This window comes from Nocardioides sp. Z30_9 (assembly GCF_058215735.1).
The window spans coordinates 86,030-98,379 of sequence record NZ_JBZAJF010000001.1 but is presented as its reverse complement, the minus strand read 5'-3'; the positions used below and the strand labels follow the sequence as shown (position 1 = coordinate 98,379).

12 protein-coding genes are annotated in these 12,350 nt (G+C 70.4%); 5 read left to right on the top strand and 7 right to left on the bottom strand.

The genetic code is table 11. The features are described 5' to 3' along the window. Positions 1-21 precede the first annotated feature (21 nt). Both nhaA and AC4BGB_RS00490 read left to right on the top strand, forming a co-directional pair. Positions 22-1,344, top strand: a complete 1,323-nt coding sequence (gene nhaA / locus AC4BGB_RS00495; protein ID WP_490544004.1) for a Na+/H+ antiporter NhaA — start codon at positions 22-24, stop codon at positions 1,342-1,344. Between the two features lie 76 nt (positions 1,345-1,420). Further along, positions 1,421-2,074 (top strand): DUF2238 domain-containing protein, encoded by a 654-nt coding sequence (locus tag AC4BGB_RS00490; RefSeq protein WP_490544003.1) that lies wholly within the window; start codon positions 1,421-1,423, stop codon positions 2,072-2,074. Between the two features lie 10 nt (positions 2,075-2,084). Here the strand turns inward: AC4BGB_RS00490 and AC4BGB_RS00485 are convergent, their stop codons facing one another. Continuing rightward, positions 2,085-2,351 (bottom strand): metal-sensitive transcriptional regulator, encoded by a 267-nt coding sequence (locus AC4BGB_RS00485; protein WP_490544002.1) that lies wholly within the window; start codon positions 2,349-2,351, stop codon positions 2,085-2,087. A gap of 128 nt (positions 2,352-2,479) precedes the next feature. Between AC4BGB_RS00485 and AC4BGB_RS00480 the strand changes: the two genes are divergently transcribed. Further along, entirely contained in the window at positions 2,480-2,647 is a 168-nt protein-coding gene (locus AC4BGB_RS00480) for a DUF8730 family Cys-rich protein (RefSeq protein ID WP_490544001.1), read from the top strand. 7 nt (positions 2,648-2,654) lie between these two features. Here AC4BGB_RS00480 and AC4BGB_RS00475 read toward each other — a convergent pair whose 3' ends face one another. The 3 genes from AC4BGB_RS00475 to AC4BGB_RS00465 form a co-directional block, all read right to left on the bottom strand. Next, complete coding sequence (locus tag AC4BGB_RS00475) at positions 2,655-5,219, bottom strand: cation-translocating P-type ATPase (RefSeq protein ID WP_490544000.1); 2,565 nt, start codon at positions 5,217-5,219, stop codon at positions 2,655-2,657. Positions 5,220-5,256: 37 nt separating this feature from the next. Beyond that, entirely contained in the window at positions 5,257-6,174 is a 918-nt protein-coding gene (locus tag AC4BGB_RS00470; protein WP_490543999.1) for a universal stress protein, read from the bottom strand. Between the two features lie 110 nt (positions 6,175-6,284). Continuing rightward, positions 6,285-6,971: a DUF2238 domain-containing protein gene (locus tag AC4BGB_RS00465; RefSeq protein WP_490543998.1), complete on the bottom strand. Its 687-nt coding sequence runs from the start codon at positions 6,969-6,971 to the stop codon at positions 6,285-6,287. Between the two features lie 163 nt (positions 6,972-7,134). Between AC4BGB_RS00465 and AC4BGB_RS00460 the strand changes: the two genes are divergently transcribed. Further along, complete coding sequence (locus AC4BGB_RS00460) at positions 7,135-8,913, top strand: PKD domain-containing protein (protein WP_490543997.1); 1,779 nt, start codon at positions 7,135-7,137, stop codon at positions 8,911-8,913. A 24-nt stretch (positions 8,914-8,937) separates the two neighbouring features. On the opposite strand, the gene AC4BGB_RS00455 is transcribed toward AC4BGB_RS00460, so the two are convergent. Together AC4BGB_RS00455 and AC4BGB_RS00450 are read right to left on the bottom strand one after the other, a co-directional pair. Continuing rightward, on the bottom strand, positions 8,938-9,645 hold the full coding sequence (locus tag AC4BGB_RS00455) for a GAF and ANTAR domain-containing protein (RefSeq protein ID WP_490543996.1): 708 nt from the start codon (positions 9,643-9,645) through the stop codon (positions 8,938-8,940). 138 nt (positions 9,646-9,783) lie between these two features. Continuing rightward, a complete protein-coding gene (locus tag AC4BGB_RS00450) occupies positions 9,784-10,488 on the bottom strand; it encodes a GAF domain-containing protein (RefSeq protein ID WP_490543995.1) in 705 nt (234 codons plus the stop codon). 270 nt (positions 10,489-10,758) lie between these two features. Here AC4BGB_RS00450 and AC4BGB_RS00445 point away from each other — a divergent pair, with 270 nt between their 5' ends. Continuing rightward, on the top strand, positions 10,759-11,457 hold the full coding sequence (locus AC4BGB_RS00445) for a GAF and ANTAR domain-containing protein (RefSeq protein WP_490543994.1): 699 nt from the start codon (positions 10,759-10,761) through the stop codon (positions 11,455-11,457). A gap of 31 nt (positions 11,458-11,488) precedes the next feature. On the opposite strand, the gene AC4BGB_RS00440 is transcribed toward AC4BGB_RS00445, so the two are convergent. Further along, entirely contained in the window at positions 11,489-12,295 is an 807-nt protein-coding gene (locus AC4BGB_RS00440) for an SDR family NAD(P)-dependent oxidoreductase (RefSeq protein WP_490543993.1), read from the bottom strand. Positions 12,296-12,350: the final 55 nt, after the last annotated feature.

Genomic DNA, 12,350 nt, shown 5'->3' with positions numbered 1-12,350 from the left:
CCGGCGACCCCGAAGGACCCCATGACTGAACGCGCCCCAGACTCTCGACGACCAGGCCTCCTGTCCCGGGGGACCTGGTCGGAGACCTCGCGCATCACCGCGCTGTTGCGGCACGAGACGGTGGGCGGGGCGCTGTTGCTGGTGGCGACCGTGGTCGCTCTGGTCTGGGCCAACTCGGGGTGGGCCTCGGGCTACACCGCCCTCAAGGACTTCACCGTGGGTCCGGCGGCACTGCACCTCGACCTCAGCCTGGGCACCTGGGCCGCGGACGGGCTGCTGGCGATCTTCTTCTTCGTGGCTGGGCTCGAGGTCAAGCGCGAGTTCGTCGCCGGCGACCTGCGCGACCCCCGACGCGCTGCCATTCCCGTGCTGGCCGCGGTCGGCGGCATGGCGGTCCCCGCGCTGGTGTACGTCGCGGTCAACCTCGCCGCTGGCTCGGGCAGCGAGGCGCTGGGCGGGTGGGCGATCCCGACCGCGACCGACATCGCCTTCGCCGTCGCCGTACTGGCCGTGATCAGCACTCACCTGCCGGCCGCGTTGCGGACGTTCCTGCTCACCCTGGCCGTGGTCGACGACCTGCTCGCGATCACGATCATCGCGCTGTTCTACACCCGCTCGCTGGAGCTGGTCTGGCTACTGCTCTCCCTGGTCCCGATCGCCGTATTCGGCTTCCTGGTCCAGCGCCGGGTCCGGTCCTGGTGGCTGCTGCTCCCCCTCGCGCTGGCCGCCTGGGCCCTCGTGCACGCGTCGGGCGTGCACGCCACCGTCGCCGGAGTGCTCCTCGCGCTCACCGTCCCGGTCGTCCGCAGCGACGCCGCGGGCGGCCCGGACGCCGGGCCCGGGATGGCCGAGCACTTCGAGCACCTGCTCCGTCCACTCTCCTCGGGCTTCGCGGTCCCGGTGTTCGCCCTGTTCGCGGCCGGGGTGACGGTGGGGGGTCTCGACGGCCTCGCGGACGCCTTCACCGACCCCGTCGCGCTCGGGATCGTCGCCGGCCTCGTGGTCGGCAAGATGCTCGGGATCTTCGGCTCGACGTACCTGATGGCGCGGTTCACCCACGCACGGCTCGACGACGACCTGGCTTGGGTGGACGTGCTCGGGGTCTCGATCCTCGCCGGCATCGGGTTCACCGTCTCGCTGCTGATCGGCGATCTCGCCTTCGGTGCCGGCAGCGCCACCGACGAGCACGTGAAGGTGGGGGTCCTGGCGGGCTCCCTGCTCGCAGCCCTGCTCGCCACGGTGGTGCTGCGTTCTCGCAACCGGGTCTACCGCCGGATCCAGGAGGACGAGGAACGCGACGACGACGCGGACGGCGTGCCCGACATCTACACCGAGAACTCGTGACGAGTCTCACGAGCATCACCAGCCCCAGGACTGCTGGTGCTCGAACCTGGCGAAGGGTGACATAGCGTTGCGTCCGATGAACGAGACCGAGGCGCTGCGCCACACGACTCCGCCGGTGGTGGCGGCACTCGACGTCACGGCCAAGATCGGGCTCGTGGTGCTGCTGGTGATCTCCCTGCTCTTCCCCGAGCTGGGCAACGTCGAGGACAAGGCCGCAGGGCTTCGCGCAGTCGCCTACCCGGCGCTGTCCTTCACCGTGCCCCTGATCTGGTGGGTGTTCTGGCGCGACCGGGCATCGTTCCCCTGGGTGGCGGACCTGATGGTGACCTCGACCTGCTTCACCGACACGCTCGGCAACAGGCTGGACCTGTACGACTCGGTGGTGTGGTTCGACGACATGATGCACCTGGTGAACACGGGTCTGCTCACCGCCGCCGTCATCTTGTTGACGATGCGGCACAGCTCGACCCTGGCCGCAGTGGTCGAGCGGTCGCTCGCGTTCGGCGTCACCGCAGCGGTCGGTTGGGAGATCGCGGAGTACTTCGCCTTCATCAGCAAGTCCTCGGCGAAGCAGCACGCGTACGCCGACACCCTGGGCGACCTCGCCCTGGGATCCATCGGGTCGTTGGTCGCGGGTGTGCTGGTGCACCGGCTGTGGCGACGCGGGCTGCTGATGTCCGCGGCACCCCAGCTGGAGACCACGCTGAGCTCGCGTCCCCTGGTCATCTAGCGACCCGCGGTCACGCCAGGGAGAGGAACAGCTTCTCCATCTTCTTCACGTCCAGGCTGTCCACACCTTCACCGCTGGTCAGGCACTGCTGGAGTCCGGCGGCGACGATGGCGAAGCCGGCACGGTCCAGGGCGCGGGAGACGGCGGCCAGCTGGGTGACCACGTCCTCGCACTCGCGGCCCTCCTCCAGCATCCGGAGCACGCCACCGAGCTGGCCCTGCGCGCGCTTGATGCGGTTGATGACCGCACCCATCTCTTCGGGATCGAGCTGCGGCATCTGCTGAGTCCTTCGGTAGTCCGGGGTGTGGCCCGTGCCGGCGTCGCGGCACGAGGAGAGAAAGATACCCCAGGGGGTGTTATCGTCGTTCTCACTATACCCCCCTAGGTATCCAGGAGGAGCTCCACATGTGTCGCCCGACCACCTGCAAGACCTGCAAGAAGACCACCTGGGCCGGCTGCGGCCAGCACGTCGCCCAGGTCAAGGCGTCGGTCCCGGCCGGCCAGTGGTGCGCCGGCCACCCGCACGCGACGGCGTCCCAGGACAGCTGGCTGCGGCGGCTGCTCGGCCGCTGAGGCAGCCTCAGACGACAGCCCGCTTGTGGACGGCGTCCACCAGCAGCATCGCAATCGCCGCCAGCAGGCAGAATGCCCAGCCCAGCATCGAGGGCCAGGTGCCCCCGAGCAGGTCCGCCAGCCAGGGGATCCCCACGAACGCCACGAGGAGGACCACCTCGACGAGCACCGCGTACAACAGTGGCGGGTTGCGCCGAGGGTCGATCCGCCAGGCGGGCCTCGTCTCGCTGCGGCAGGCGAACGCGTTGGCCATCTGAGCCACCGCGATCACCGCGAAGGCCGAGCCGGACGCCACCGCGAGCAGCGAGAAGGATGGCTCCTCCCCGTAGCTCCAGCCGCCCGTGACCAGGATGGTCAGGAAGGCGACCATGGACACGGTCGCCTCCGTCGGCCCCAGCACCAGCAGCGCGCGCCGCAGCAGCCGCCCGTCGACCACGTCCCCGGTCCGTCGGGGGTCCTGCATGGTGTGGTCGTCGGCGGGCTCCACCCCCAGCGCCAGCGCCGGGAGCATGTCGGTGCCGATGTCCAGGGCCAGGACCTGGAGGACACCGATCGCCAGGGGGATGTCGTTCCCCGTGATCGCCCAGACAGCGAACGGGACCAGCTGGGCGACGTTGTCGGTGAGGTGGAAGGTCAGGAACCGCCGGATGTTCGCGAAGGTGCCGCGCCCCAGGGCGATCGCCATCGGGACGGAGGCGAAGCTGTCGTCGAGCAGGACGAGGTCGGCGGCCTGACGGGCCACGTCGCTGCCTGACCTCCCCATGGCGACGCCGACGTCGGCCTCGCGCAACGCAGCGGCATCGTTCACGCCGTCGCCGGTCATCGCCACCACGTGTCCCCGCGTGCGCAGCGCCCGCGCGATCCGCAGCTTGTCGGCCGGCGTCACCCGGGCCACCACGGCACCGTCCGGCACGTCCAGCAGCTCCGCGAGGGCCTCGTCGGTCCCCGGCAGGTCGGACCCGAGCACCACCACGCCCTGGGGCCCCAGCACACCGACCTGGCGACCGACCGCCTCTCCGGTCGTCGTGCTGTCCCCGGTGATCATCGCGACCCTGATCCCGGCCCCGTGGCAGGACGCGATCGCCGCAGGCACCTCGTCGCGGGGAGGGTCCTGGATGGCGATCAGTGCCAGCAGCGTCAGCGGCTCCTGGACCGCGGAGGCCAGCTCGGCCTCGGTACTGACGGGCTCGGCGGTCCCGGTGCGGGCAACCGCGAGCACCCGCAGGCCCCGCCCGGACATCTCCGCCAGGCGCGACCACTCCTCGCTGTCGCTGGCGATGCCGGTGCAGCGGCCGAGGACGCCCTCGGGCGCTCCCATCACGTAGCCCGTTCCTCCCAGCGCCGCAGCGCTCGACATGGTCGTGGAGGTGAAGGGCAGGCGTGCACTCGACGCGGGCCGGTCCTGGGGCGCGAGGCGCAGCCGCCGGGCGAACGTGTCCAGCGCGGCATCCATCGGGTCGCCCTCGGCGGTCCAGCTGCCCTCGCGCAGGACGCTCCCCCCGGTGATGCACCCGGTGGCTCCCGCGGCCGCCGTGGCCGCGCCGGCGACCGCGTCGCCCTCGCCCCGCACCTCCCCCTGCGGGTCGTAGCCCACGCCACTGACCTGGAAGGGGCCTGCAGGGGTCCACCCCTCCACCACGGCCATCTCGTTGCGCGTCAGCGTGCCGGTCTTGTCGGTGCAGATGAAGGTGGTGGCGCCCAGCGTCTCGACCGCGTCGAGCCGCCTCACCAGGGCGTTGACGCGGGCCATGCGCTGTGCGCCGCGGGCCAGCGAGAGCGTGACCGTCGGCAACAGGCCCTCAGGCACCAGGGCCACCATCACCCCTACCCCGAGCAGCAGTGCGGCCGTGATGCTCGAGTCCAGGGCCAGTGCCGTGGCACTGAGCACCATCCCGACCGAGACTGCCACGACGGCGACGACCAGGACGAGCCTGTGCAGCTGCACGTTGAGCGGGCTCGGTGGACGGCTCGCCTGCGTGGTCAGTGCAGAGATGCCGGCCAGCCGGGTGTGGGTGCCGGTCGCGACCACGACGCCTGTGGCATCCCCCTGCACGGCGAAGGTCCCGGTGAACACCTCCTCGCCCACACTGCGCGGGACGGGGACGCTCTCCCCGGTCAGCATCGACTCGTCCAGGGTGAGGTCGTGCGCCTCCAGGAGGCACAGGTCCGCGCCCACACGGTCGCCCGCCTCGAGGATGACCACGTCGCCGCGGACCAGCTCGGCGACCTCGACCGTGGTCTCCTCACCGTCGCGCCGCACCCGCGCGGACGCCGGGACCATCGAGCCCAGCTCAGCGGCCGCGGTGTCGGCCTTGCGCTCCTGGGCGAAGGCGAAGACACCGTTCAGGAGCACGATCACCACGATCGCCACCGCGAGCGAGGCCATCCCGGCCACCAGCGCCAGCAGTGCCGCCACCCACAGCATGAGTGCGAAGAAGTGGGTCAGCTGGGCCAGCAGCTGCCGCCAGGCGGGGGTGCCACGCGGCGCAGGCACCTCGTTGGTCCCGTCGCGGTTGCGGCGGGCCGTCACCTCGGCCGTCGTCAGGCCGGCCGGGGCGAGTGGCTGGGTCACCCGGTCGGCCACCGAGCGACGGCTACGACCGGGACAGTCACTTCTCCACGTGCCCGTCCCGCTCCAGGACCAGGCCCTCCAGGTCCACGGGCACGTCGGCAGGTGGGACCACCTGGACCGGACACGGCGCCGCCCGCAGCAGCGCGCGCCCCGTCCCACCCAGGTGACCGACCGGGACTCCCCGGTGGCGCCGTGCCAGCATCAGCAGGTCGGCCTCGGCACACGCGGCCTGCAGCGCCCGGGCCGGCTGGCCGTGGACGACGCGGACCTCGACCGGCGTGGTGGGGAACTCCTCGCGCAGCTCCTCGAGGCTGTGCTGGACCATCTCCTCCGCACGTCGCCTCCACTCGTCCTGCTCCACGCGACCGGAGACGAGGTCGTCGTACTCCCCCGGCAGCTCCCACGCGTGCACCAGCACGAGCGCGGCGTCCCGTTCGTCGGCGACCTCCAGTGCACGGCGGATCAGCTCGGGCGAGTGCTGGGTCGACTTCACCCCCGCCACGACGCGGTGGCGCTCCTCCCCCGGGACCCAGGTGGCCGGCACCGCCACCACCGGGGCCGTGGCCCGGGAGGCGATGCCGGTCAGCGTGGAGCCGGTCAGCAGCCTCTCCAGTGCTGGTCGCTGCCCGGCGCCCAGGACGACGAGTCGCGCGTGCTCGGCGAGCTCGAGCAGGGTGGAGACCCGGGTGCCGTGGTGCAGGGAGGTGGCGACGCGGTCAGGGCCCAGCAACGACCGTGCCCGCTCCGTGGCCGCAGCCAGGATCCGGTGGCCCATCTCGTCGAGTTCTGCGGCCGACACCCCACGGATGGGTGCGAGCGGCAGGTGCCGGGGGACGACGTGCACCAGCTCGAGCGTGGCTCCCTGGCGCTGGGCCTCCTGGGCGGCGTACTGGATGGCTGCGGTGACCGGTTCGGAACCGTCCACACCCACCAGGACGGGGTCGCGATCCGACATCGCGGGATCCTCTCGCCGGGTTCCTCCCATGCTGGCGCGCGGGAACTCAGGTCAGCAGGGTCCACGGGCACGCCGATTCAGGACCTTCTTCCCTCCCGTCCCCCGGGGCTCTACCAGCGCGCCTTGAGGGACTCCGAGGACATCGCGGCTCGGGCGGACGGCGTCGTCACGGAGCGCGGGAGCGATCGTGACGCCAGACGCCCGGACATGTGCGTTCTCCAGAACGCGTGCACCAGCAGGGCCGCGAGCAGGGTGCCGAACCAGCCCATCACCAGGTCGCCGAGGGTGTCGGCGTACGCCATGGGCAGCTCCGAGGACCGGGTGAGGAATGAGAAGTACTCGAACACCTCCCACCCCAGGGCCGCCGTCATGCCGAGCGCGACCGAGCGCTCCACGACCGGTCCGAGGCGGGTGGTGCCGTGCATGGTCAGCACCACGAGGGCCGCCGAGACGCAGGTGACGTTGCTCAGGTGCATCCAGTCGTCGAACCACACGACCCGGTCGTACAGGTCCAACCGGTTCCCCAGGATGTCGCTGAACCCCAGGTAGGTCAGCAACAGGTCCGAGAGCCACGGGTAGGGCTTGCGGGGACGACGGAGCAGCCACCACGCCGGGATCGCGAAGGCGACCAGCGGATAGGTCAGCGCACGGGCGGTGGGCGCCTTCCCGTCCAGGTGTCCCCAGGTGGGATCGATCAGCACGAGCACCAGGAACCACAGCAGCACCAGCTTCAGCGCCGCATCGGCCCCGGCGATCAGTGGTGCACGGACGAACCGGTCGTGCTCACCGTTGGCCATGCTTCGAGCCTAGGAGTCACTCCCCCAGCCGGATCTGTCTCACGTTGTGATCCTCCCGGGTGGAACGCTCTAGACCACCCGGAACCCGGCATGGGATGACGCGGACACAAATGGGAATGTTCTTCCTGTCCGGGGGGGGTTAACCCTGGAGGAGAACAAAGAGATGAAGCGTCACATCGGTGTGGTCGCTGCGCTGCTCGTCATCGCTGCACCTGTCGTCGGATCCATGAACAACGACCAGAGCGTCGCTGCGGCGACGCCCAACCAGGCGCCCGTGGCCGACCTGGTGCTCAACCCCCCGAAAGGCGCGGCACCCCTGACCGTGGTCGCGGACGGGTCCGGCTCGAGCGACGACAAGGAGATCACCGCCTACGGCGTCTCCTGGGGCGACGGCAGCCGGACTCCCCCGGAGCCGCCGTCGACGGCCTCACACGTCTACAGCAAACCCGGCACCTACACCGTCAAGCTCACCGTGCGCGACGCCGAGGGCCGACCAGCCAGCACCCAGAAGACCGTCGAGGTGGTCGCCGCGGCACCGGGTCCGGACCGCCCGCCGGTCGCCGACCTGACCGTGACCAAGGGCGGCGCCGGCGACGTCGTGGTCGACGCGGGGTCCTCGGTCGACGACCGGCGCATCACCAGCTACCAGTTCAGCTTCGGTGACGGCAGCCGCACCCTCTCCCAACCGGCTTCCACCGTGCGCCACCACTTCAAGAAGTCAGGCACCTACGAGATGAGGGTGACCGTCACCGACACCGCGGGGGCCACCGACACGACCACGACCACACTTGCCGTGACAGCCGCGGCCGAGCCGACCGCCCCGACGAAGTCCACGGTGGTCTCGTTCACCTTCGACGACACGTTCTCCAACCAGGTCCCGGCGGCGGACGTGCTGAAGGCGCGAGGCATGAAGGGCACGTTCTACATCAACAGCCCCCGGATCGGCACCTCGTCGTCGTACATGAGCCGGGCGCAGGTCGATGCCCTCAAGACCTGGCACGAGGTCGGTGGACACACCCTCACGCACGCCGATCTCCCGACGGTGACCACGGCCGAGGCCACCCGGCAGATCTGCGACGACCGGACGGGGCTAGGAGGCGGCGTCCCCAGCTTCGCCTATCCCTTCGGTTCGACCAACGCGACCGTGAAGGGCATCGTCAAGAACTGCGGCTACGACAGCGCCCGGGGTGTCGGGAGCTTGCGCTCACCCGGCTATGGCTGCCTCTCCTGCGCCACCGCGGAGACCATCCCGCCCGCCGATCCCTACCAGGTGCGGACCAACAAGTCCGTGCAGTCCGACACCACGCTGGAGATGCTGAAGACCTACGTGACCCAGGCCGAGAACGACAAGGGCGGTTGGGTGCCCCTGGTCTTCCACAGCATCTGCTCCGGCTGCGCGGCGAACTCGATCGACCTCGGGACCTTCACCGCGTTCGTGGACTGGCTGGCCACCCGGCCCGCGTCCACCCAGGTCAAGACCGTCGGCGCAGTCATGGCTCGTACGTCGACACCGACACCCACCCCGACTCCCCCGCCGACACCCACCCCGACACCCACCCCGACTCCGACTCCGACTCCTACACCCACCCCAACACCCACCCCGACACCCACCCCGACACCCACCCCCACTCCGACAGCGACGCCCACGACGGCTCCCAAGGCGGTCAGGATCGGCACCCAGACCCGGAACATCACCGGCAGCAACGTGTACCGGTCGACCGACGCCCTGATCCGCTACACGCCGGCGTACGGCGCCAGCACCAGGACGAACGAGTACGGCTACGAGGCCGCGGTGGTCGACGGCAAGGTGACGCAGGTGGCCAACCAGATCGGCAACCTGCCGATCCCGGCCAACGGCTACGTCCTGTCCGGGCACGGCGCCAGCAGGATCTGGCTGACCTCCTACGCCAAGCTCGGAGCCAGCGTGACGCTCACCTACTGATGAGGTGGCGGCGGCCCGACCCGACTACTTCTTGGAGTCGGGCCGCTGTACCTGCGCCACGTGGTGCTTGATCATCATGGCCGCGATGTCGCGCACCTTCGTGTTCGAGTGCGAGGAGGTGCGCACCAGGAAGCCGAACGCGGCGTCGGGATCGAGCTGGTACCTCGCCATCAGCAGCCCCACGGCCTGGCTGATCACCTCGCGGGTGCGCAGCGCCTCGGTCAGGTTGTCGATGATCCTGACCTTGCCGAGCGCCAGAGCGGCGTGCGTCGCGAACAGGTCAGCGATTCCCGGCGCCTGGGGGTCGATGTCCTCCGACTGCGTCGAGTACATGTTCAGGCCACCGACGGTGCCCTGGTCGTCGACGTACAGCCTGACGGCCAGCTGGGCCTTGAGGCCGAGCTCGACCGCGGCCTCGACGTAGCGGGGCCAGCGAGGGTCCTCGCTGATCCGGGGAGCCTCGACCACCTCCGCTTCCAGGAGGCCCTGCAGGCACGGTCCCTCGTTCAGGGAGTACTGCAGCTCGTCGAGCGTCCAGACCAGCTCGCTGGTGGCGGCCCGGGTCTGCGGGGCGCCGTGCTCGTCGATCACCGACACCCCGACGTGGTCGATCCCCGGGATCGACAGCAGGGCTGTCGCGGCGATGTTCTGCAACGTCTCTTCGGGGGTGCCTGCCTGGCCGATCGAGCGCGCGGCGTGCGTGAGGGCGGCGCTCAGAGTTCTGTCGTCCACGTTGTCCACTCTGCTATCCGAACTGGATGAAGGGGCACAGAGAGGGTGTCGAGTCACTGACGCTGCATACCCTCCACAGAGGCCACTTGTCGGACCTGCTGGGGCTTGCTGAGAGTACACCTCCGGGCTGTGCCGGGGTCAGGAATCTGCCGTGGGATCCGCGTCCACGATGAACCTGGCGACGTCGGACTCCCGCACCCCTGCGTGGGTCGCGGAGTCCCGGATCCGAGCCGCAGCCGTGGCGGTGTCGACCCGCTGACGAGCCGCGACGAACCCGATGGCGGCGTCCATGGACGCCTGCTCGCGCAAGCGCGCCGGAGCAGCGGCCGCACGCAACCGGCTGGTGAAGGACAGGTCGGCGTTGGTCACGACTCCCTTCGCCCAGGCACCGCACGCCTCGGCGAGCTCCTCGTGGTGGCCGTCGAAGGCCTGGGCCTGCGAGGCGTAGAGACTCACCCCGGCAACGACCTTCTCGCCCTCCATGATCGGTAGCGACAGGGTGGTCGTGACGCCGGCCGGCTCCTCGGCTCGGGCGTAGAGGTGCCAGCTGGTCTCGTCGATCGGCGACGGCGCATCTTCCTGCGGCGCGTCCTTCCGTGCGGCCTGCACGCGGGAGCCGTCCTCGAGGTACTGCACCGCGTCGAGGGCAGCGTCCTCCGCGCTCTCGGCCACGAAGGTGAAGGTGAGCTCGTCCTCGACGAGCCCCACGCTGAGGGCGAAGCACTCCGGCACGATCTCCCGCACCCGCCGGCCGACCTCGGCGATCGAGGTGCCCATCTGCCGGTCCGGGTCGCAGGAGGACAACCAGTCCAACGCCACCCGCGTCTCCGCAACGGGCTGCATCGCATCATCGCTGTGCGACTCGCTGGGCGCCATAACACTTCCGGTACCCCGAACCCATCGGCAGCAAGCGGGCGGGAGGTGGCGCTTCGGTGCGTCCACGCCGGTCGGCGATCGTCCCGGGGTGAGTAGCGGACCGGTGGCCCTGCCGGACTTCCGCGTTACGATGGCGTGGCCCTCAGCGACTCAACACCGGTCGCCGCGGTGCGCTGGTCAGATCAGCAGGCCTGTCCTTGGCGCACGACGTCACCCATTTGTCGGAAGAGACGCCGCATGACCACCGACTTCAACGAGGCTCTCGAGCAGGCAGCCCGCAGTGTCCGCGCGAGCTCCACCGTGGACGAGCACTTGAGCAACATCGTCGAGACGGCGAAGGACTCCCTGCCGGGGTTCGACGCGGTCGGCATCTCCACCGTGGACAAGGACGGACACGTCACGACCCGGGTCGGGACGGACGAGCTGGTCTGGGAGCTGGACCGGCTCCAGTACGCGCTCGGCGAGGGCCCCTGTCTCGACAGCCTCCAGGACACTTCCGACGCCTGGGTCGTCGAGGCGCCCCGGCTCGAGCAGGACACGCGGTGGCCGGGGTACGTCCCGCGAGCCGTCGAACTCGGCCTGAGGTCCCAGCTCGGCCTCAAGCTCTACCTCGACTCCGAGGGCACTGTCGGCGGTCTCAACGTCTACTCGACCACCACCGAGGACATCGACCCGGGAGCCATCAGCCTCGGCCGGCTCTTCGCCTCCCACGCCGCGATCGCGTTGGGTTTCACCACCGAGATCTCCGGTCTCCAGGAGGCCCTCGCGTCACGCACGGTGATCGGCACCGCGGTGGGCATGGTGATGCAGCAGTACCACCTCAGCCAGGACGCCGCGTTCGGTCTGCTGGTCCGGGCGTCGTCGCACTCCAACACCAAGATCCGTGACATCGCGCAGCGCATGGTCGACGACGCCAACAAGGAATCGACGCGCTGACCCGGCTGACCTTCCGGCGTACGAGCCAGTCTCAGTCGGCTGAGCCCGGCTGCGCCGCCCCCCGGTGCATGGCCGCCTTCAGCCGGTCCGGCACCACCTTGCTGGCAGCGTCCTGCAGCCGGGTGCGCACGCCACCCCCGGTGACCCGCGCCTTGCCGGCGAACAATGCGTCCACTCCCTGCCGTGCCACGGTCGCGGGGTCGTCCTTGTCGGACTGTCCCATCCTGGTGTCCTGCATCTCGGCACGATCGAAGAACTCGGTCTCCGTGGGTCCCGGCATCAGCAGCGTGAGGGTGACGCCGGTGCTCCTCAGCTCGTCCTGAAGACCCTGGACGAAGGACTGGAGAAAGGCCTTCGAGGCGTTGTAGACCGCTTGGAACGACCCGGGCATCTCGGCGGCGATCGAGGAGGTGACCAGCATCCGCCCGGCGTCGACGCTCACCATGTCGCGCAGCACCAGCTTCGCCAGGCGGACGGTCGAGGTGATGTTGAGGTCGATGACCGACAGCTCGTTCGCCAGCTCGTTGTCGACGAACGCGCCACCCCGGCCGACCCCGGCGTTGAGGGCGACCACCGCGACCGGGCGGCCCACGGCTGCGAGGGCAGCGGCCAGCTGGTCCACGCCGGCCGTCTCGCGCAAGTCGCAGCGGACGGCCTCGACCCAGCAGCCCAGCCCGCGGATCGCCGCGGCGGCGGCGTCGAGCTCGGCGTCCTCCGCGGTGATCAGCAGGTCGTGGTCGCGTCGCGCCAGCTCCAGCGCGAGCTGGTAGCCGATGCCGCTGGAGGCGCCCGTGACGAGCGCGAGCGGACGGGTGGTAGAGGCAGCCTCGACGTCCATGCGGCCGCAGTACCCGGACAGGCCCAGGTCAACCCGAGCACGGGTGTCCACGCCG

Bases quoted from the DNA above. Each gene is read 5' to 3' on its own strand.
- AC4BGB_RS00480 (WP_490544001.1), top strand. From the start codon at position 2,480: ATGTGTCGCCCGACCACCTGCAAGACCTGCAAGAAGACCACCTGGGCC.
- AC4BGB_RS00445 (WP_490543994.1), top strand. From the start codon at position 10,759: ATGACCACCGACTTCAACGAGGCTCTCGAGCAGGCAGCCCGCAGTGTC.
- AC4BGB_RS00490 (WP_490544003.1), top strand. From the start codon at position 1,421: ATGAACGAGACCGAGGCGCTGCGCCACACGACTCCGCCGGTGGTGGCG.
- nhaA (WP_490544004.1), top strand. From the start codon at position 22: ATGACTGAACGCGCCCCAGACTCTCGACGACCAGGCCTCCTGTCCCGG.
- AC4BGB_RS00470 (WP_490543999.1), bottom strand. From the start codon at position 6,174: ATGTCGGATCGCGACCCCGTCCTGGTGGGTGTGGACGGTTCCGAACCG.
- AC4BGB_RS00450 (WP_490543995.1), bottom strand. From the start codon at position 10,488: ATGCAGCCCGTTGCGGAGACGCGGGTGGCGTTGGACTGGTTGTCCTCC.
- AC4BGB_RS00465 (WP_490543998.1), bottom strand. From the start codon at position 6,971: ATGGCCAACGGTGAGCACGACCGGTTCGTCCGTGCACCACTGATCGCC.
- AC4BGB_RS00460 (WP_490543997.1), top strand. From the start codon at position 7,135: ATGAAGCGTCACATCGGTGTGGTCGCTGCGCTGCTCGTCATCGCTGCA.
- AC4BGB_RS00485 (WP_490544002.1), bottom strand. From the start codon at position 2,351: ATGCCGCAGCTCGATCCCGAAGAGATGGGTGCGGTCATCAACCGCATC.
- AC4BGB_RS00440 (WP_490543993.1), bottom strand. From the start codon at position 12,295: ATGGACGTCGAGGCTGCCTCTACCACCCGTCCGCTCGCGCTCGTCACG.